17 protein-coding genes are annotated in these 20571 nt (G+C 37.2%); 11 read left to right on the top strand and 6 right to left on the bottom strand.

All coding sequences use genetic code 11. The annotated features are described in order from the left end of the window. The first annotated feature begins 183 nt into the window (after nt 1-183). A complete protein-coding gene (locus Q0940_RS14400) occupies nt 184-1563 on the top strand; it encodes an amidohydrolase (protein WP_299269962.1) in 1380 nt (459 codons plus the stop codon). Nucleotides 1564-1570: 7 nt separating this feature from the next. Continuing rightward, nucleotides 1571-2806 (top strand): amidohydrolase family protein, encoded by a 1236-nt coding sequence (locus tag Q0940_RS14395; protein ID WP_299269959.1) that lies wholly within the window; start codon nt 1571-1573, stop codon nt 2804-2806. Nucleotides 2807-2929: 123 nt separating this feature from the next. On the opposite strand, the gene Q0940_RS14390 is transcribed toward Q0940_RS14395, so the two are convergent. Next, nucleotides 2930-3730, bottom strand: coding sequence for a TIGR04219 family outer membrane beta-barrel protein (locus tag Q0940_RS14390; RefSeq protein WP_299269957.1), 801 nt, complete (start codon nt 3728-3730; stop codon nt 2930-2932). Nucleotides 3731-4171: 441 nt separating this feature from the next. Between Q0940_RS14390 and Q0940_RS14385 the strand changes: the two genes are divergently transcribed. Then, entirely contained in the window at nt 4172-4471 is a 300-nt protein-coding gene (locus Q0940_RS14385; protein WP_299269954.1) for a PilZ domain-containing protein, read from the top strand. A gap of 69 nt (nt 4472-4540) precedes the next feature. On the opposite strand, the gene cspD is transcribed toward Q0940_RS14385, so the two are convergent. Beyond that, nucleotides 4541-4750, bottom strand: a complete 210-nt coding sequence (gene cspD / locus Q0940_RS14380; protein ID WP_216055914.1) for a cold shock domain-containing protein CspD — start codon at nt 4748-4750, stop codon at nt 4541-4543. A gap of 198 nt (nt 4751-4948) precedes the next feature. Between cspD and clpS the strand changes: the two genes are divergently transcribed. Together clpS and clpA are read left to right on the top strand one after the other, a co-directional pair. Further along, the gene (gene clpS / locus Q0940_RS14375; protein WP_299269947.1) at nt 4949-5269 is read left to right on the top strand and encodes an ATP-dependent Clp protease adapter ClpS; all 321 of its coding nucleotides are present in this window, start codon (nt 4949-4951) and stop codon (nt 5267-5269) included. Between the two features lie 44 nt (nt 5270-5313). Beyond that, nucleotides 5314-7569: an ATP-dependent Clp protease ATP-binding subunit ClpA gene (gene clpA / locus Q0940_RS14370; RefSeq protein ID WP_299269944.1), complete on the top strand. Its 2256-nt coding sequence runs from the start codon at nt 5314-5316 to the stop codon at nt 7567-7569. Between the two features lie 110 nt (nt 7570-7679). Here clpA and infA read toward each other — a convergent pair whose 3' ends face one another. The 4 genes from infA to trxB form a co-directional block, all read right to left on the bottom strand. Next, on the bottom strand, nt 7680-7898 hold the full coding sequence (gene infA, locus Q0940_RS14365; RefSeq protein ID WP_105053115.1) for a translation initiation factor IF-1: 219 nt from the start codon (nt 7896-7898) through the stop codon (nt 7680-7682). Nucleotides 7899-8098: 200 nt separating this feature from the next. Then, complete coding sequence (locus Q0940_RS14360; protein WP_299269937.1) at nt 8099-8794, bottom strand: arginyltransferase; 696 nt, start codon at nt 8792-8794, stop codon at nt 8099-8101. Next, a complete protein-coding gene (gene aat, locus Q0940_RS14355; protein ID WP_299269935.1) occupies nt 8781-9545 on the bottom strand; it encodes a leucyl/phenylalanyl-tRNA--protein transferase in 765 nt (254 codons plus the stop codon). Before aat ends, Q0940_RS14360 begins: the two co-directional genes overlap by 14 nt. Nucleotides 9546-9590: 45 nt before the next feature. Beyond that, complete coding sequence (gene trxB, locus Q0940_RS14350; RefSeq protein WP_299269932.1) at nt 9591-10541, bottom strand: thioredoxin-disulfide reductase; 951 nt, start codon at nt 10539-10541, stop codon at nt 9591-9593. Between the two features lie 377 nt (nt 10542-10918). Between trxB and Q0940_RS14345 the strand changes: the two genes are divergently transcribed. The 6 genes from Q0940_RS14345 to prpF all read left to right on the top strand — a co-directional run bounded on the left by Q0940_RS14345 (nt 10919) and on the right by prpF (nt 20548). Continuing rightward, nucleotides 10919-13183 (top strand): TonB-dependent receptor, encoded by a 2265-nt coding sequence (locus tag Q0940_RS14345; protein WP_299269930.1) that lies wholly within the window; start codon nt 10919-10921, stop codon nt 13181-13183. Between the two features lie 522 nt (nt 13184-13705). Beyond that, the gene (locus Q0940_RS14340; RefSeq protein ID WP_299269927.1) at nt 13706-14374 is read left to right on the top strand and encodes a GntR family transcriptional regulator; all 669 of its coding nucleotides are present in this window, start codon (nt 13706-13708) and stop codon (nt 14372-14374) included. 65 nt (nt 14375-14439) lie between these two features. Then, on the top strand, nt 14440-15318 hold the full coding sequence (prpB, locus tag Q0940_RS14335) for a methylisocitrate lyase (RefSeq protein WP_299269924.1): 879 nt from the start codon (nt 14440-14442) through the stop codon (nt 15316-15318). A gap of 130 nt (nt 15319-15448) precedes the next feature. Beyond that, nucleotides 15449-16573 carry a 2-methylcitrate synthase gene (gene prpC, locus Q0940_RS14330; protein ID WP_299269921.1) on the top strand — a complete coding sequence of 375 codons (1125 nt, stop codon included), beginning with the start codon at nt 15449-15451 and terminating at the stop codon, nt 16571-16573. A gap of 115 nt (nt 16574-16688) precedes the next feature. After that, nucleotides 16689-19331 carry a Fe/S-dependent 2-methylisocitrate dehydratase AcnD gene (acnD, locus tag Q0940_RS14325; protein ID WP_299269918.1) on the top strand — a complete coding sequence of 881 codons (2643 nt, stop codon included), beginning with the start codon at nt 16689-16691 and terminating at the stop codon, nt 19329-19331. A 23-nt stretch (nt 19332-19354) separates the two neighbouring features. After that, nucleotides 19355-20548 (top strand): 2-methylaconitate cis-trans isomerase PrpF, encoded by a 1194-nt coding sequence (gene prpF, locus Q0940_RS14320; protein ID WP_299269915.1) that lies wholly within the window; start codon nt 19355-19357, stop codon nt 20546-20548. Nucleotides 20549-20571: the final 23 nt, after the last annotated feature.

Genomic DNA, 20571 nt, shown 5'->3' with positions numbered 1-20571 from the left:
TATTTCTTGTGTTTTATGCTGTTGAAATTGTTCTTAGCTTTATTACTCCTATTAAACCTGCAAACTATCGTCATTCCCTTGTAGTAAAACGTAATAATTTTAATTATTGTGATAACAATAATTATTTTTATGTATTTCGTTAGAGTCTGCATAAACCATTAAATAAAGAAAGAGGATGTCGTTATGCGTAAACTCGCATTAAGTGTCACAGCTGTATCATTGGCTGTTTTGTCTGGATGTTCAGGCAATGAAGCTCAAGATCCACATGTCATTATCAATAAAAATCCATACCCAAGTACCTATAAGCCGATGGAACAATTAACAGTACTCATTAAAGGTGCGACTGTTTTAACGGGAACTGGTGTGATGTTGGAAGATGCTGATGTTCTATTGGAAAATGGCATAATCAAAGCTGTCGGGACTAATATAGAAAATGGCAATGCGACTATTATAGATGGTAGCGGTAAATTTGTTACTCCAGGTATTATTGACGTTCATTCTCATTTAGGTGCTTACCCAAGCCCATCAGTTGAGTCTCATCAAGATGGCAACGAAATGACTAACCCGGTTACGGCCGAAGTGTGGGTTGAGCATTCTGTATGGCCTCAAGATCCAGGCTTTGAAGCTGCAAGAATTGGTGGTATTACAACACTACAAATTTTACCAGGTTCAGGTAATTTAATTGGTGGTCGTGGTGTTACGTTAAAAAATATACCTTCACCAACCATGCAAGGAATGAAATTTCCTGACGCCCCTTATGGCTTAAAAATGGCCTGTGGCGAAAACCCTAAACGTGTTTATGGTAGCAGAAAGGTAACGCCATCAACTCGTATGGGTAATATGGCTGGTTACAGAAACGCTTGGGTTGAAGCAACTGAGTATAAACGTGCTTGGGAAAAGTATGAGAGAGATTATGCCGCAGGTAAAAACCCTCAAGCACCAGAGCGTAATCTTACTTATGACACGTTAAAAGGTGTATTAGACGGTGATATCCGCATCCATAATCATTGTTATAAAGCTGAAGAAATGTCGATGATGATGGATTTAGCGAAAGAGTTTAATTATCACGCTGGTACATTCCATCACGCTGTTGAAGCTTATAAAATTGCTGAAGACTTAGCTAAAAATAATGTATGTGCAGCTATGTGGCCAGAATGGTGGGGCTTTAAAATGGAAGCCTTTGATATGATCCAAGAAAATGCGGGTGTTGTTGATTCTTACCAAAATTCTTGTGCCATAGTGCATTCAGATTCAGACACCACAATTCAACGTTTGAACCAAGAAGCTGCAAAAATAATGTACCGTTCAAATGAGGCGGGTTTCAAAATTGATGAAGCTAAAGCCATTGGTTGGATCACATTAAATGCTGCTAAATCATTAGGTATTGATGAAAAAACTGGATCTCTTGAAGCTGGTAAACAAGGTGATGTAGTTATTTGGAATCAAAGTCCATTTAGTGTTTACGCTAAAGCGGAGCAAGTCTTTATTGACGGTGCCAAAGTATTTGATATTGCAGATGAAGCATATCAACCGAAAAGTGATTTTCTATTAGGTCAAGATTAAGGAATTTATGATGAAATTATTAAAACCATCTCTTATCGCTTTATCGTTATTAACATCTTGCTCGGTACTTGCTGAAAAAATAGCTATAACAAATACAACTATTTATACCGCGACAGATAACGGTGTATTAACTAATGCCAGTGTCGTATTTGAAAATGGCAAAATTATAAGTGTTAATCCATTAAGTATAAAAGCGGATAAAGTTATCGATGGAACTGGAAAAATAGTAACTCCTGGTTTTATCTCAACTATGAATCAGTTTGGTTTAGTGGAAGTGAATGCGGTATCTGGTACTCGAGATGCGAGTGCGAAAAAAGCCAGCATCAACTTTGACCCATCTTATGCTTATAACTCTGAAACCACATTAGTTCCATTTGCTCGTAAAGGTGGTATTACCCGTAGTTTAGTTGCGCCAAGTTCACGTGATAGTGTTTTTTCTGGTCAAGCATTTACTATTTTAATGAATTCAAGTTTTGACAGCGTCATTAATACCAAATCAGCAGTGGTTGCTAGTTTTGGTGGCGAAAGAAAAGACTCAAGAGCAAGCAGCTTAATTGAGTTGATTGATAAATTAAAAGGCCAACAAGAAAAGCTAAGTAATCCTGACGAATCAGCTAAAAAAGCTAAATCACCAACGGATGAAGAGGAAACATTAACGGCATTATTAAACGGTGAAAAGCCTTTAGTTGCGTCGGCTTCTAGATCATCAGATTTATTACAATTGATTAAAATAAAACAAGAATATGGCGTCAACATTGTTATTGCTGGTGGAGAAGATGCCGCGAGAGTTAAATCTCAATTGGCTGAAGCTGAAATTCCTGTAATGATCAAAGTTGTTGCTAATTTACCTGGTAGCTTTGATTCACTGCATGCTTCACTGACAACTGCTGGTGAGTTAGAAAAAGCCGGCGTTAAAGTTATCCTGTTTAGCCCTGACAGTCATATGTCTAAAAATCTAAGGTTAGACGCAGGTAATGCAATATCTTACGGTATGACTCCACAGGGGGCGCTTGAAGCTATGACATCAAATGTCGCTGAGACGTTTGATATGGATTCAGGTGAAATTGCTGTTGGCCGAGCAGCTGATTTAGTACTTTGGAGTGCAGACCCATTTGAAATAAGTTCAAACGTAGAATCGCTTTGGATTAATGGTGAGAAAGTAAGTACTGAATCTAGACAAGACAAACTGCGTGATAGATATATATCGAAAGATAGTAAACCTAGAGGTTATATAAAGCCTTAGTTTATTAATAAACTGGTTTTATATTACATAAATAAAAAAGCTTCTAAATAAATTTAGAAGCTTTTTTTTTGAGTATTCAGTCGTTAAATATAAAACAACTTACACCCTCTTAACATTAAGAGTTTATAGGTGGAAAGATAGACCTACAAAAACACCAGACATATCGATGTCAGCTGTTAAGTCATCTTCATCACCATCAAAATCAGTTGGGTCAATGTTCAACTGAAACGAACGGTAACCCGCTTCAATATTTACATCTAAAACTGGGATGATAGGAAGTGTATAACGAGCAACGATTTGGTAATCCATATGATTAGTCTCACCGTAACCAATATAATTAGCTTCAGCCATTAATGACAAACCTGTAAATGGTAAGTAACCGCCTACACGTGCAAATGCCATTGGAATTGGAGCATCTAGTGCAGTGGAACCACTATTAACTACGTTTGAGTTACTATCAAGTTGGTTTATCATTAGATCACCATCAAATTGACGAATGTTCAAACCAAAATCAACGGTAACAATAGGAAGTGGTAATCCCCAATAAAGTGTTAAGTCTGTATGATTCAAATTTAAATTTGAATCTAATGTTAAATTTTGGTTATAAGTTTCGCCACCAAAAGTAAAACTTTGATCAAAAGATCCCATACCTGTGGTTTCTAAAGACGTTTGTTTTATTTGAATATTTGGCAAAACAGGTACTGGATGCTCAAAAGCAGCCCAAATAACATTGTTGTAAGAATCTTCCAATTGAAGCGTGTTATCCAATGATAAATCGATAGGTTGGCCTGAAGATGTTGCTGACACAGAACCTTCATAAGCTGTATTCCAAGAGTAACCGCCTACCCAAAAGTCGATTAGTGGCAAAGCTGCCACATTCGTTGATGCTAACGCAAGCGCTAGAGCTGTAGTTGTCTTTTTCATTTGTTCTATTCCCTAAGTAACTAGTAAAGTTGTTGCGCCAATTTCAATCTTTAATGAGTGTAATGTCAAACTATTTAATCGTTTTTTAGTTTTATTTACTCTTTTTTCATTAAAATTTGTCTATTTATTTTGAACTAAAGTGTAGCAATGATGTTGAAAATTTGTATATTAGTGAGTAACTATTCTACAGTATCCATGAGTTCAATTTAATTACATGGAGGTGGATAATTAAATTGGAAAGTAGTTTGGTATTGTTGATTTATCTTGGTTCTCTTAATCTGAAAGCTTAAATTAGCATATCAAATTAGGTAGTTATTTAAGTTCTAACTCTACCAGTGTTATGTGTTCCAAGATTCGAAAGGGGATGACTGGTTGTTATAATCAAGTTATTTTAAGTGATAGTAATAAAAATTATCAGAAATTTAAATTAAAGGCAGCGGTATGATTAGATACAATGACAACCGAAATTTTTTTAGAATGATGGTTAATACTAATATAGAAATAGATATTGCGGATGCAGACGCAGGTCGTAAATTAACGGCGGTATGCCGTGATTTGAGTGCAACTGGAATGGCTGTTGAAACCGATGAACCCATTGAAGTTGGTACTAATGTAATATGTAAATTAGAAGGTGCTAGCCCGGAGTTACCAGCATTAAAAGCTTCTGCAACTGTGGTGCGCTGTTCTCAAGAAGATAGTGGAACGTATTTATTGGGGTTCGAGATCATAGAACATCTCTAAATTATTTACAGGAATAAAATAGCACCCATAAATTAGGGTGCTTTTATTTTCTGATTTTTATTATTGTTTTTATTTTTCGCCAAGTTTGATATTGATCGCGTGTAGGCCTTTTGGACCTTCAGTTAAATCAAATTCTACATCTTGACCAGCTTTTAAGGTTTTATAACCATCCATAGTGATAGTTGAAAAATGAGCGAAGATATCTTCCTCTTTGCCTTCTTCTTTAATAAAACCAAAACCTTTTGCGTTGTTAAACCACTTAACTTTTCCGAGTGCCATACTTCTACTTCCTATGTTAAATATATTGAGCAATTGTCGTTAATTGTTATTCTAGTATAAATTTAAAGCGATCAATGAAATACTGTAGATAATTTATACAAATAGTCAAGTTTTAACAACAATGTTTTGTTAATTGGCTAATATATTTATATAAAGGTAGTAATCTCTTAACAATAAAACAAAAATATTTGTGAGTGTATGGCAAAAATAACCGATAGTGAAAACGGCACAGGCTTATTAAAAGAAGCGGCTAAAAGTAAATTAAAGAAACCGTCGATGTATAAAGTAATCTTGAATAATGATGATTACACCCCCATGGACTTTGTAGTGACAGTATTAATTAAGTTCTTTGGTAAAACATTAGAAAGTGCAAACCATATAATGTTTAAAGTACACAAAGATGGGAAAGCCATTGTTGGTACATATTCTGCGGAAGTTGCAGAAACAAAAGTAGCACAAGTAAATCAATTTTCTCGCGCCAATCAGCATCCATTGTTATGCACAATGGAACAAGAATAACTAAGCTAGGCTTAGTATTCGTTTGAATAAATAAGAAGGTGTCCATGTTAAACAAAGAATTAGAAGTTACTTTGAATGAAGCATTTCATTATGCCAAGTTACACCGCCATGAGTTTATGACTCTTGAGCATTTATTAATGGCATTGTTAGATAACTCTGACGCTAAAGATGCACTGTTAGCATGCTCAGCAGATATTGATAAAATTAAAGCGGAACTTGTGGAGTTTATAACTCAAACTACGCCTTATTTAGCGGAAGACGAGTCTGATGAGAAAGAGACTCAGCCGACACTTGGTTTCCAAAGAGTATTACAAAGAGCTGTATTTCACGTACAGTCATCTGGCAAGCAAGAAGTTTCAGGTGCCAATGTATTAGTAGCTATTTACTCAGAGCAAGAGTCTCACGCTGTCTATGTATTAAAAAGTTTTGATATTAGTCGATTAGACTTAGTTAATTATATTTCTCATGGGCTTGATCATAATGAAGACGGTGAAGATGGAGAAAGTTTAGACTCAGAAGATGGTTCTGGTGATGCGGAAAGCAGCTTGGATAGTTTATGCACTAATTTAAATGAATTAGCTACCCAAGGTGGCATCGACCCTATTATAGGCCGTGAGGAAGAGATAGAACGTTGTATTCAAGTTCTATGTCGTCGTAAGAAAAACAACCCATTATTAATTGGTGAAGCGGGCGTTGGTAAAACAGCAATTGCTGAAGGATTAGCTTATAAAATAGTAAATGGAACCGTTCCAGAAGTTATTGAAAATGCGACTGTGTATTCATTAGATATGGGTAGCTTACTTGCTGGTACTAAATACCGTGGTGATTTTGAAAAGCGTCTAAAAGCCTTATTAAAACAATTACAAGCTCAAGAGCATGCCATCTTATTTATTGATGAAATTCATACAATAATTGGTGCTGGTGCGGCATCAGGTGGTGTTATGGATGCGTCTAATTTACTTAAGCCTCTTTTAGCCACAGGTAAATTACGCTGTATGGGATCAACAACCTATGCTGAATTTAGAAATATTTTTGAAAAAGACAAAGCACTGGTTAGACGTTTCCAAAAAATTGATGTGGAAGAACCAAGTGTGGACGACACAACTAAAATATTAATTGGTTTAAAAGAACGTTATGAACAACATCATGGTGTTAAATATACAAATTCTGCATTAAGAGCTGCCGCGGAATTGTCAGACAGATATATTAACGATCGTCATCTACCGGATAAAGCGATCGACATTATTGATGAAGCTGGTGCGAATCAAAAAGTGTTGGCTAAATCAAAGCGCAAAAAACAAATTAATGTTGGCATTATTGAACAAATTGTTGCCAAAATTGCACGTATTCCAGAAAAGTCAGTTTCACAGTCTGATAAAGATGTTTTACGTAATGTTGACCGTAACCTTAAATTAGCTGTATTCGGACAAGATGAAGCTATTGATGCGTTAACCGCTGCAATACGCTTATCACGTTCAGGGCTTGGCGCTGAAGGTAAACCTATTGGTAGTTTCTTATTTGCTGGTCCAACAGGGGTTGGTAAAACAGAAGTAACTAAACAGTTGTCTAAAGTTCTTGGTATTGAATTATTGCGTTTTGATATGTCTGAATATATGGAACGTCATGCAGTGAGTCGTTTAATTGGTTCACCTCCTGGTTATGTTGGTTTTGAACAGGGTGGTCAGTTAACGGATGCGGTGATGAAACATCCACATAGTGTTGTGTTATTAGATGAAATAGAAAAAGCACATCCAGATGTATTCAATCTTTTATTACAAGTAATGGATCACGGTACATTAACAGACAATAACGGTAGAAAGGCTGATTTTAGAAATGTTATTTTAGTAATGACAACCAATGCTGGCGTAATTGAAGTCTCTAAAAAATCAATTGGCTTTACGCATCAAGATAATAGTTCAGATGCAATGGAAGAAATTAAACGTACCTTTGCTCCAGAATTTAGAAATAGACTTGATGAGATTGTTTGGTTTAATCATTTAAATGAAGAAACAATTTTACAAGTTGTTGATAAATTTATTGTTGAACTTCAATCACAACTTGATAAAAAACAAGTTGAGCTGGAAGTTTCAGATGCCGCAATGAAATGGTTAGGTAAAAAAGGCTATGATAAAGCGATGGGCGCACGTCCAATGGCTCGTTTAATTCAAGATAAACTACGTAAGCCTTTAGCTAATGAAGTATTGTTTGGTGCATTAGCATCAGGTGGCGTGGTAAAAGTAGGCGTTAAAAAAGATGAACTTAGTTTAAGTTATGAATCTAAAGAGGCGGTAACCGCTTAATCAAAGTAAAAGTTTGAGTCTCTGCTGATATAAATTGCAGATATAAAAAAACCGAGAATATTCTCGGTTTTTTTATAAGTATTTACGAATCGCACTATAAGTTAATAAAACTATCTAGCTCGGAACGTAATTCGACCTTTCGAAAGGTCATATGGAGTCATTTCCACTGTTACTTTGTCACCAGTTAAAATACGGATGTAGTGTTTACGCATTTTACCGGATATATGAGCAGTCACAACGTGACCATTCTCTAATTCAACACGGAACATAGTATTTGGCAAAGTGTCTAAAATTGTACCTTGCATTTCAATAACGTCTTCTTTCGCCATTAAGCGTATAACCTCTGGGACTGTTTGTAAGCGTAAAAAAATAAGCGCAGATTTTGCCCAAATTTAGTCGATAAGTAAAGCCAATACTGGAAATAAATAGTAATTAGCCTGTAATTGCTATTTTATTCGTAGAATAAATGTGGAATTTTCAATATTAGGGTGTTACTCGACCAGTAAAGTACAGAAATATGATAAAAAAATCAATCTACTTCAAACCAAATGTCATTACGACGAACCTGATAGGGTAAAAAACGAGTTTTATAATTCATCTTTTCACAGTCTTCAATATAGTATCCTAAGTAAAGCCATTTTTTGTCTAACTGCTTAGTAATATTGATCTGTTGTAAGATCATTAATGTCCCTAAAGAGTATTTGAAATAATCAGGGTCATAAAAAGTGTATACAGCGGATAAACTATCTGGCGTTACATCACAAATTGCCACTGCAATAAGTTTGTCTTGATCACGTAATTCGATAAACACTTTATCCATCCAATCACATTTTACAAAACTGTCTAATTGAGCCTGATTAGCAGGGTACATAACTCCATCTAGATGTTTAGTATTAATATACTTCTCAAATAGTGGATAATATTTGTCAGATACCGTATTGGATAAGTTTACCGAAAAGTCACGAGCTTTGTTTAAAACTCTTTTTTGACTACTTTTAATTTTAAAATTATGAACGGGTAATCGTATTGATTGGCAAGCATTACAATTTTCACAATGAGGTCTATACACATGGCTTTCTGAGCGCCTAAAACCTTTGCTTTGTAACGCAGAATAAATAACCGGAGACAAGGATTTTTCATCAATGTAAATCAGTAGTTGTTCTTGTTTATCTGCTAGGTAGCCACAGTTAAACGTTGTGGATAAACCAAATTTAACGGTTGTCATAAGCTTCTAAAATATTCTGCCATTGTATAAATTTAGACGAAAAAACCGATAATGGTAAAGTTTTATTTTGGCTTTTGGCTAATCGGTCTAAATATATCTCTCTAGATATTAATGTTGCGCCCATGCTCATAAGATAAGGGTTGGGCAATTGGCAGTCGATAAACGCTTCGCTATGATCTTCAGCTTGAGGGCTCTTTAATAGATCAGCTAAACATATTAATGCTAACTTTGATGCATTAGGCTGTAAGGAAAACATAGACTCACCACAAAAACAATTTCCAACTAAAACGCCATACAAACCACCCACTAAATTTTTACCAGACTCTCCAATCTGCCAGATTTCAATGGAATGAGCATTACCTGCTGCATGCAATTGGTTATAGCACTTTATCATTTCAGGCATTATCCAAGTACCTTCTGAATTAGGCCTTGGTTTCGAGCAATTGGAGATAACTTGGTTAAATTGAGTATTAATACTGACACTATAATCACATTTGCGTAGAAACTTTTTTAGTGACTTATTAATTTTAACATCGTTAATGTTAATAACAGCTCTAGGATCTGGACTCCACCACATTATTGGTTCGCCTTCTGAGAACCAAGGGAAAATACCTTGTTGATAACCTGAAAAAACACGCTTGGGATTTAAATCACCGCCTATGGCTAACAAGCCAGCTGGATCATCAAGAGCGCTAGAGGGGGAGGGAAACCAGTTAAGGTCATCCGATAGGTAATGAAGAGTTTTGTTCAATTGATGTAATATCAAGAAAGAGGGGAATGATCCCCTCAAACTTATTTATAGAACGTCTAAATAACGTTCTGCATCTAGTGCTGCCATACAACCTGTACCAGCCGATGTAATTGCTTGACGGTAAATGTGATCACATACATCACCTGCGGCAAATATACCTTCAACATTGGTTGCTGTTGCGTTGCCTTCCAATCCACTATGAATTTTAAGGTAACCATTGTTCATGTCCAATTGTCCTTCAAACATGTCGGTATTAGGTTTATGTCCAATAGCGACAAACAGCCCCATAACATCAAACTCTTCTTGAACGTCTGATTGAGTGTCGTTAAGACGAACACCTGTTACACCCATATCATTACCAAGTACTTCATCTAATGTTTTATTTAAATGTAATACAATATTGCCATTAGCAACTTTGTCCATAAGGCGTTTAATTAGGATTTTTTCAGCTTTGAATGTTTCACGTCTGTGAATTAAATGAACTTCTGATGCAATATTAGATAAATATAAAGCTTCTTCAACAGCTGTGTTGCCACCACCAATAACCGCAACTTTTTGATTACGGTAAAAGAAACCATCGCAAGTGGCACAAGCTGATACGCCTTTACCCATAAATGCTTGTTCAGACTCAAGTCCTAAGTATTGAGCTGAAGCACCTGTACAAATTATAAGAGCATCACACGTATAACTAACTGAGTCGCCTTTTAACGTGTACGGTTTTTTACTGAAATCAACTTTATTAATATGATCAAAAATTATTTTAGTTTCAAATTTTTCAGCGTGCTCTTTCATGCGTTCCATTAATACTGGACCTGTTAGGTCATTAGCATCGCCTGGCCAATTTTCTACTTCTGTTGTTGTCGTTAATTGACCACCTTGTTGCATACCGGTAATTAACACTGGATTTAAATTTGCACGAGCAGCATAAACAGCGGCTGTATAACCCGCAGGACCTGAACCTAAAATAATTAAACTATGATGTTGAACTTCACTCATTGATGACTCCAATACGCCTAAAACAATTAATGTTATTTATTGGGGAGATCATAACGAGTTGCAAGTATCAAACAAGGGATATTTTAAAAAAAATAGATTAAATAAAAAATAGAAGATAATTCAACCATCCTCGACTCAAATATTATTATCAAAATAAATTTAGCAGTAACCAAAGCGTTATTTACTTGGTTAAAAATAAGAGTGTTAAGCATAAGTTGACACTGTAGTCAAGTTTTAATGTAAAAATACATACAGTTATGTGGGCATATAAGTTAGTATTCCTCCCGCTTCAAAATAACATAAATTTTTAACCAGCAATTTTTAGGGTTAAAAAGTACTACGATTATTAAGACAACAACTTTACCATTGGGAATTACATGAAAACCACAAAAATCATGAAAAAAGCAGCCATAGCTCTAAGTATTCAAGCTGCATTGTTCACTTCATTCGCCACTTTTGCAGCAGAAGACGTTGTTGAAAAAAAAGATGATTCAAAATTAGAAAAAATTACAGTAACTGCATTAAAAAGAACACAGTCTATTCAAGACGTTCCACTTTCAATTGCTACATTATCGGGCGAAAAATTTGAAAATATTCTTGCTGGTGGTGATGATATTTTAGCACTAGCTACACGTGTACCAGGCCTTTATGCAGAATCATCAAACGGTCGTGCAGCCCCTCGTTTTTACATGCGTGGTTTAGGTAATACAGACTTTGATTTAGCGGCTTCTCAACCTGTGTCAATTATCATGGATGAAGTGGTAATGGAAAATGTGGTTCTTAAGAGTTTCCCACTATTTGATATGGACCAAGTTGAAATAATTCGTGGACCTCAAGGTTCGTTATTTGGTCGTAATACTACAGCTGGTGTTATTAAATTTACCAGTCGCAAACCAACAGATGATTTTGAAGCTTATGTTAAAGCGGGAGTTGGCACATACGGTCTGGTAAATTTAGAAGGCGCTGTGGGTGGTGGTTTAACTGATGAACTATCTGCGCGTCTTTCAGTATTAAGCCAATCTAAAGATGATTGGATTGATAATGGATACACAGGTGAAGATAATGCATTAGGCGGACACAAAGACCAAGCATTCCGTTTACAATTAGCTTATAAACCAACTAATGAATTGGATATGTTATTCAATGTCCACTCGCGTTCACTTGAAGGTACATCTTCAGTTTTTCGCGCAAATATCTTAACCACTGGTAGTAATGAATTAAATGAAAATTATGACCGTGACACAGTTTGGTTTGACGAAGGTGTTGATGCTTCTGGTGATAATAATCCGCAATCTTTTGACAGCGATGGTTGGAGCTTAACGGCGAATTACGATTTTGGTGATTTTACATTAACCTCTATTACTGCAAGCGAGTCAGCTAAAGGTTATAGCTTAGGCGATATTGACGGTGGTAATGGTTGTGATGATTCAGTTTTATGGGACTCATGTTTTGTTCCTGGGGATTCAGGACCAGGCTATATTCCATTCACTTCAAACACTCAAGATGCAGCAGACGTAGATCAATTCACTCAGGAAATTCGCTTATCGTCTAACGGTGATAATAATTATTCTTGGCAAACTGGGGTATTCTACTTTGATTCTGAACTAGAGGTTGCGACTAGTCCGTTCTTTATACCAACTTCTACGGTAAACCAAACAAATACAACTTGGGCTGTATTTGGTCAAGGAACCTATGATGTAACAGATATGACAACAATTGTAGCTGGTTTACGTTATACCGAGGATGAAAAAGGCTTAACGGGTTACTCTTCTGGCTTTGATGCTGACGTAACGCCAATCGACTTGTCAGATAATCAAGTTAGTTGGGAATTAATGGCTAACCATAAATTAGATGCAGATATGTCTTTGTATGCACGAGTATCAAATGGTTTCCGTGCTCAATCTATTCAAGGACGTGATGTTGCATTTTTTGGAACGCCTTCAGTCGCTGAATCTGAAACTATCATGTCTTATGAAGCCGGTTTTAAGTCGGACTTATTCAACAATACGGTTCGTTTAAATGGTGCCGTTTTCCACTACACAATAGATGATATTCAATTAACTGCCGTTGGTGGTAATGGAAATAGTATTGGTTTAACAAATGCTGGAAAAGGTGTTGGCACTGGTTTTGAATTAGATTCAGAAATACGTGTAACGGAAGATTTCTTAGTTACGGCTGGTTTTTCATATAACAAAACTGAATTACAAGATAAAGACTTATTGATTGGTATTTGTGGTTCTGGTCAATGTACACCAACTGATCCATTAAGTGCTGATGGTACATCTGCTTATGTTGATGGTAATCCATTCCCTAATGCGCCTGAAACTATCTTCACACTAACAGGGCGTTATGCTCTGCCAATTGGTGATAGTGGTGAGATGTTTGTTTATTCAGATTATGCTTATCAAGGTGAAACAAGTTTATTTATTTATCAAACTGAAGAATACGTAACTGACGGCCAATTTGAATTAGGCTTACGTATTGGTTATGTAAACTATGATATGGATTATGAAGTTGCGTTGTTTGGACGTAACATTACTGATGAAGATAACTTAAAAGCGGGTATTGATTTCAATAACAATACTGGTGTTGTCAACGAACCGGCTATTTGGGGTGTTGAATTTAAGAAGACATTCTTTTAAATCTAACCTTGTATAAGTTAGGCTAACTTAAAAAGCTTTTTAAATAAAACCCGCTATGTTTAGCGGGTTTTTTTTATGCCTTAGATTTAGTAATAGAAATACGCTGAATGTGCATAACTTGAATACACTGCTATATTTTAGGCAAAAAAAAGCCCAGGACAATTTAGTCTGGGCTACAGAATGGCTCGTTGAGGAGCCGTGCGCTTAAGCGGTAAGCCGACATTAAATGTGTAATGCGACTGATGGAGCTAGTCTAGAGCAAACTAATTTTAAAAAAAAGCACTTAAACTTATTTTTAAATCCTTTTAAAACAATAGTTTATGTATTTATACATTTTAATTAACAGGGTGCTAATTAATCGATGTCAACTTATACACAGGTTGTGAACAATGTGCACTTTTTTGCCATTAAATACCTATAATAGGTATAAATAGCTTTTTTGTCGACAAAACAGACAGATTTGCTTGACGAATTAGATGGATAGGCCTAAATTGTCGACAACATTAATTAATTAGTATAAATATGACTCTTAACTATACCAAACCGATTGAGCAGGCTATAACCTCGTCAGATAAGACATTATTGAGTATTAGGTACGCTATTGTGGAAGGCGATATCGCATCTGGTAGCAAACTTAGTGAAACGGAATTGTCGACAAAGTACGGAGTTAGCCGTGCTGTAATAAGAGAATCTATAAATCGTTTGGAAACGTGTCACTTAGTTGAGCGAAAAGCCAATGTCGGTGCAAGAGTTGTATCGTTAACGCCAGATGGCTTAATTGAGCTTTACCAAATAAGAGAATCTTTGGAAGGGATGGCAGCCAGATTGGCAGCAAAAAATATGACCTCTGAAGAAATTGCAGAACTAAATCAACTATTAGAAACCCACGCGGAAAAAGTTAAACAAGAGGGCTCTTATTATCAAGAAGCCGGAGATGTTGACTTTCATTATCGTATTATCCTTGGCTGTAAAAACAAACAACTCATTTCCTTATTAGTTGACGGCATTTATCACTTAGTTCGTATGTATCGAGTTCAACTCGGTATGTCAGGTCCAAGGATCACAACCGCATTTGATGAGCACAAATCGATAGTCCGTGCCATTGAAAATAAAGACGAAGAGTTGGCTGAAATGCTAATGCGTCGTCATATAACGTATTCAAAAAACAATATTGCTAACAAACTGGCTTAACCTTTAACTAACTAAAGCTTTAAACCAACTAGATCTTTAAATTAACTAGTTTAAGAGAGTAAATTATGAGTGCAGGAAAAAAATTTCGTCAAGCATTAGTCAACAATAAACCACTACAAATTGTTGGAACTATCAATGCTTATTCAGCAATGATGGCCAAACAAATCGGTCATAAAGCTATTTATTTATCAGGTGGCGGAGTGGCAAATGCTTCTTACGGCTTACCAGATTTAGGCATGACATCATTAAATGACGTTATCGTAGATGTTCAACGTATAACTTCAGCCTGTGACTTACCTTTGTTAGTTGATGTTGATACTGGTTGGGGCGGCGCATTCAATATTGCTAAAACCATTCGTGATATGGAAAAAGCTGGTGCAGCAGCCGTTCACATTGAAGATCAAGTGGCTCAAAAGCGTTGTGGTCATCGTCCAAATAAAGAAGTTGTTTCAATTGACGAAATGGTCGACCGAATCAAAGCGGCGGTTGATGCTCGTATCGACCCTGATTTTTTCATTATGGCTCGTACAGACTCATTTGCTCAAGAAGGGCTTGAGTCCGCTATTGCCAGAGCAAAAGCTTATGTTGCTGCAGGTGCTGATGGGATTTTTGCTGAAGCGGTAAAAACCGAAGAACATTATCGTGCATTTTCGCAAGCCTTAAATGTTCCTATTCTTGCCAATATTACTGAGTTTGGTCAAACCGAATTATGGAATAAAAAGCAATTAGGTGAATGGGGGGCCGCGATGGTCTTGTATCCATTAAGTGCCTTTAGAGCAATGAATAAAGCTGCTGAGTCAGTTTACACATCCATATTAGAAAAGGGTGATCAAAAAGACGTGGTCGATTCAATGCAAACCAGAATGGACTTGTATGACTACCTTGGTTATCACGACTATGAACAAAAATTAGATAGTTTATTTGCCGAAGGTAAAAACAAGTAAAAAAACATAAACCGAAATTATTGACAATAAAATATCAACTAAAATAAAAATAAGTCTAACTAAGCTATTAATCAGCCGTCAGAAGTAACGCTTAGAAGACACTATACAAAATAATATTAAGGGGATGACAATGAGTGATAAAAAACTAAGTGGTGCAGGATTACGTGGTCAAAGTGCTGGCGAAACCAAATTATGTACTGTTGGCAAGTCAGGTTCTGGTTTAACATATTGTGGATATGATGTATCGGATCTTGCTGACAATGCGACGTTTGAAGAAGTCGCATATTTACTCTTTAATGGTGAGTTACCAAATCAAGCCGAATTAGATGCTTATAAATCTGAATTAAAAAGCATGCGTGACTTACCAGATGCATTAAAAAGCGTGTTAAAACTAATTCCTAAAAATGCCCATCCAATGGATGTAATGCGAACAGGTTGTTCTTTCCTTGGTAATCTAGAGCCAGAAACTAGTTTTGCTGAGCAAAACAAAGCAGCTAATCGTTTACTTGCCGCATTCCCAGCTATTATGTGTTACTGGTATAAATTTACTCATGAGAACGTAGAAATTGATTGTACCTCTGATGAAGATTTACTGGCAGGTCATTTCTTACGTTTGTTAAACGGTAAAACACCGTCGGAGCAACATCGTAAAGTTATGGATGTTTCTCTTATCTTATATGCGGAACATGAATTTAACGCATCTACTTTTACCGCTCGTGTTTGTGCTTCAACATTATCTGATATGTATTCTTGTGTAACCGGAGCCATTGGTACTTTACGAGGTCCATTGCATGGTGGCGCAAATGAAGCGGCTATGGATATGATTTTGAAGTTCAAGTCACCAGAAGATGCAAAAATCCAAATGGCTGGCATGTTAGAACGCAAAGAAAAAATTATGGGCTTTGGCCATGCAATTTATAGAGAGTCAGACCCACGTAATGTGATCATAAAAAGATGGTCAGAAAAACTCGCACAGGAAAACGGTGACACATCTCTTTATGATATTTCTGTAGCCTGTGAAGAGTTTATGTGGGACACCAAAAAACTGTTCTGTAATGCAGATTTCTTCCATGCTTCAACCTATAACTATATGGGAATTCCAACCAAACTATTTACCCCTATATTTGTTTGTTCACGTTTAACGGGTTGGGCTGCTCATATTATGGAGCAACGTAGTAACAATCGAATTATTCGACCTAGTGCCGATTACATTGGCTCTGAACCAAGAAAAGTAATCGCTATATCCCAGCGTTAAACTTTGATCTTAAGTTTAGGTTTCAGAACTGACTAAAGGTCAAATAGGGATTTGACCTTTAGTCACACTAGGCATTGTTTTTAGTTATTTCTTCACTTTTTACGTGGATCACAATATGAATTATGAATATCGCAAGCCATTACCAGGTTATAAACTTGGTAATTCAACTATAGATTACTTTGATACTAGACAAGCTGTTGAAGAGATCAGTGTAGGATCTTATGCTAAATTACCTTATACATCTCGCGTATTAGCAGAGCAATTAGTTCGCCGTTGTGATCCTAAAGATCTAACCAGTGCTTTAGAACAATTGATCTATCGTAAACAAGATCTCGATTTCCCTTGGTATCCTGCTCGTGTGGTTTGTCATGACATTTTAGGCCAAACAGCATTAGTGGATTTAGCTGGTTTACGAGATGCAATTGCGGATCAAGGTGGCGACCCTGCCAAAGTAAATCCTGTTGTTCCTACTCAATTGATCGTTGATCATTCATTGGCGGTAGAATTTGGCGGTTTTGAGTCTGATGCGTTTGATAAAAACCGAGTAATTGAAGATAGACGTAATGAAGACAGATTTCATTTTATAGAATGGACCAAAACCGCATTTAAAAATGTAGATGTTATTCCAGCCGGAAACGGCATCATGCATCAAATTAATTTAGAAAAAATGTCTCCAGTTATCCAACTAAGAGATGGAGTTGCTTATCCCGATACTTGTGTAGGTACAGATAGCCACACACCGCATGTTGATGCATTGGGTGTTATCGCTATTGGTGTTGGTGGATTAGAAGCTGAAACGGTTATGTTAGGCCGCCCATCTATGATGCGTTTACCTAATATAATTGGCGTTAAGTTAACAGGAAAGCGTCAATCTGGTATTACTGCAACAGACATTGTTCTTGCTATTACCGAGTTTTTACGAAACTCAAAAGTGGTTTCTAGCTACTTAGAGTTTTTTGGCGAAGGCACAAAAGAACTAACTATTGGTGACAGAGCAACAATATCTAATATGACACCAGAATACGGTGCATCGGCAGGGATGTTTTATATCGACCAGCAAACCATTGATTATCTTAAATTAACAGGACGTGAGCCTGAGCAAGTCGAATTAGTAGAAACCTATGCTAAACAAACTGGTTTATGGGCAGATGACTTAGTTGATGCACAATACGAACGAGTTTTAGAATTTGATCTATCATCGGTTTGTCGAAACATGGCTGGCCCTTCAAATCCACATCGTAGATTAGCTACCGCTGATTTAACATCTTCAGGTATCGCAAAAGATTTAAGTGAATGTAAACAACAAGAAAAAGACGGTGAAATGCCAGATGGCGCTGTGATCATTGCCGCTATTACTAGTTGTACCAATACTTCAAATCCACGCAATGTAGTGGCGGCAGGCTTAATAGCTAAACGTGCTAACGAGCTTGGTTTAGTTCGTAAACCTTGGGTTAAATCTTCGTTTGCGCCGGGTTCTAAAGTCGCTAAATTGTATTTGGAAGAATCTGGTTTATTGCCTGAGATGGAAAAATTAGGTTTTGGTATTGTCGGTTACGCCTGTACTACTTGTAATGGCATGAGTGGTGCTCTGGACCCTAAAATACAGCAAGAAATTATAGACAGAGATTTATATACCACAGCCGTTTTATCTGGTAATCGTAACTTTGACGGACGAATTCATCCATTCGCTAAACAAGCGTTTTTAGCGTCACCTCCGCTAGTTGTGGCTTATGCAATTGCTGGGACGATTCGTTTTGATATTGAAAAAGATGTTTTAGGTCAAGACACTCAAGGCAAGGATATTACATTAAAAGACATTTGGCCGAGTGATGAAGAGATAGACCGTATTGTTAGTACTTGTGTAAAACCAGAACAATTTAAACAAGTTTACACACCTATGTTTGACTTAGGTGCATTTGAACCTGCTGAAAGTCCGTTATACAACTGGCGTCCACAGAGCACTTATATTCGCCGTCCACCCTACTGGAATAAAGAGGGAGAAGGCGCAATAGCCGGCGAGCGAACAATGAAAGGCATGGTGCCACTTGCTGTACTTGGTGACAACATCACTACAGATCATTTATCACCGTCTAATGCTATCCAGTTAAATAGCGCAGCAGGTGCTTATTTACATAAGATGGGCTTACCAGAAGAAGATTTTAATTCTTATGCCACACACAGAGGCGATCATTTAACGGCACAACGCGCTACGTTTGCTAACCCTAAATTGTTTAATGAAATGGTATTAGATGAACAAGGCAACGTAAAACAAGGTTCGTACGCGCGTATTGAACCTGAAGGCAAAGAAAGCCGTATGTGGGAAGCGATTGAAACCTACATGCAACGTAAACAACCGCTTATTATTATTGCAGGTGCCGATTATGGTCAGGGCTCTTCAAGAGATTGGGCAGCAAAAGGGGTTCGTTTAGCAGGTGTTGAAGTTATCGTTGCTGAAGGTTTTGAACGTATACACCGTACCAACTTAGTGGGAATGGGCGTATTACCACTTGAATTTATTAATGGTGAAACCAGAAAAACTTACAACATCGACGGAACAGAAACCTACGATGTTGCTGGAGACATAGCCTCAGGCGGTACAATGTCCGTATTAATGACCAGAACCTCGGGTACGAGTGCAGGGGAAGTGGTGACCATACCGGTTAAGTGTCGTTTAGATACCGCAGAAGAAGTTTCGGTTTATAACGCTGGTGGCGTATTACAGAAATTTGCTCAAGACTTTTTACAATCTAACGCTTAGCAGAAATAGAATAGGGCTGAATAATGAAACACGTTCCACAAGTAAAAATTCCAGCAACTTACATGCGCGGCGGCACTAGCAAAGGTGTGTTTTTTAGCTTAACGGACTTGCCTGAGAAATGTCAGGTAGCTGGTAAGGCTAGAGATAACATGTTGTTACGTGTGATTGGCAGTCCTGATCCTTATGCAAAGCAAACAGACGGTATGGGAGGTGCAACCTCAAGTACCAGTAAAACGGTGATTTTGGCCAAAAGTGGGCAAGCAGATCACGATGTGGATTACTTATTTGGCCAAGTTGCTATCGATAAAGCGTTTGTCGATTGGAGTGGTAATTGTGGAAATTTAACTGCGGCGGTTGGTTCGTTTGCTATTTCAAATGGGTTAGTTGATGCCAAACGTGTACCTGAAAATGGGCATACAATTGTACGAATATGGCAAAAAAACATTCAAAAAACCATCATCGCCCATGTACCAATAACCAATGGTGAAGTACAAGAAACCGGTGACTTTGAATTAGACGGAGTGACCTTTCCCGCAGCAGAAGTTCAAGTGGATTTTGTTGCGCCAGTAGATAGCTCTGAAGCTATGTTTCCAACAGGTAATGTCACTGATAAATTAGATGTACCTGCGGTTGGTAAATTTTCCGCGGCGAGTTATGACGTCACTATGATCAATGCGGGTATTCCAACTATCTTCTTAAATGCAGCAGACTTAGGTTACAAAGGTACTGAGGTACAAGATGATATTAATAACGATGAACAAGCATTGGCTAGATTTGAAACTATTCGTGCTTATGGCGCATTAAAAATGGGACTTATCGATAATATTGCTCAAGCTGCTGAACGTCAACATACACCAAAAGTGGCATTTGTAAGCGGTAATAAATCATATGTTTCATCCAGTGGTAAAAGCATAAAAGGGGATGATATAGACTTAAATGTCCGTGCGTTATCAATGGGGAAACTACATCACGCTATGATGGGAACCGCCGCCGTTGCCATCGGAACCGCAGCTGCAATACCGGGAACGTTAGTTGCTCAAGTTATTGCAACGGGAAGTACGCAATCCGTGAGCTTTGGACACCCATCAGGCACATTGAAAGTCGGTGCGAAAACTGAGCAAGTAAATGGTGAGTGGATAGTTAATAAAGTGTCAATGAGCCGAAGTGCTAGAGTGTTAATGGAAGGTTGGGTACGTATTCCTGGCGATTCATTTTAACAATAAGACTTGATCTGCTCCAA

This window comes from uncultured Psychrosphaera sp. (genome assembly GCF_947500655.1).
Taxonomy (GTDB): Bacteria; Pseudomonadota; Gammaproteobacteria; order Enterobacterales; family Alteromonadaceae; genus Psychrosphaera.
This window is presented reverse-complemented; position numbering and strand designations above follow the sequence as displayed.

Coding starts and splice junctions, on each gene's coding strand:
- Q0940_RS14400 (WP_299269962.1), top strand. CDS start 184: ATGCGTAAACTCGCATTAAGTGTCACAGCTGTATCATTGGCTGTTTTG.
- Q0940_RS14395 (WP_299269959.1), top strand. CDS start 1,571: ATGATGAAATTATTAAAACCATCTCTTATCGCTTTATCGTTATTAACA.
- Q0940_RS14390 (WP_299269957.1), bottom strand. CDS start 3,730: ATGAAAAAGACAACTACAGCTCTAGCGCTTGCGTTAGCATCAACGAAT.
- Q0940_RS14385 (WP_299269954.1), top strand. CDS start 4,172: ATGATTAGATACAATGACAACCGAAATTTTTTTAGAATGATGGTTAAT.
- cspD (WP_216055914.1), bottom strand. CDS start 4,750: ATGGCACTCGGAAAAGTTAAGTGGTTTAACAACGCAAAAGGTTTTGGT.
- clpS (WP_299269947.1), top strand. CDS start 4,949: ATGGCAAAAATAACCGATAGTGAAAACGGCACAGGCTTATTAAAAGAA.
- clpA (WP_299269944.1), top strand. CDS start 5,314: ATGTTAAACAAAGAATTAGAAGTTACTTTGAATGAAGCATTTCATTAT.
- infA (WP_105053115.1), bottom strand. CDS start 7,898: ATGGCGAAAGAAGACGTTATTGAAATGCAAGGTACAATTTTAGACACT.
- Q0940_RS14360 (WP_299269937.1), bottom strand. CDS start 8,794: ATGACAACCGTTAAATTTGGTTTATCCACAACGTTTAACTGTGGCTAC.
- trxB (WP_299269932.1), bottom strand. CDS start 10,541: ATGAGTGAAGTTCAACATCATAGTTTAATTATTTTAGGTTCAGGTCCT.
- Q0940_RS14345 (WP_299269930.1), top strand. CDS start 10,919: ATGAAAACCACAAAAATCATGAAAAAAGCAGCCATAGCTCTAAGTATT.
- Q0940_RS14340 (WP_299269927.1), top strand. CDS start 13,706: ATGACTCTTAACTATACCAAACCGATTGAGCAGGCTATAACCTCGTCA.
- prpB (WP_299269924.1), top strand. CDS start 14,440: ATGAGTGCAGGAAAAAAATTTCGTCAAGCATTAGTCAACAATAAACCA.
- prpC (WP_299269921.1), top strand. CDS start 15,449: ATGAGTGATAAAAAACTAAGTGGTGCAGGATTACGTGGTCAAAGTGCT.
- acnD (WP_299269918.1), top strand. CDS start 16,689: ATGAATTATGAATATCGCAAGCCATTACCAGGTTATAAACTTGGTAAT.
- prpF (WP_299269915.1), top strand. CDS start 19,355: ATGAAACACGTTCCACAAGTAAAAATTCCAGCAACTTACATGCGCGGC.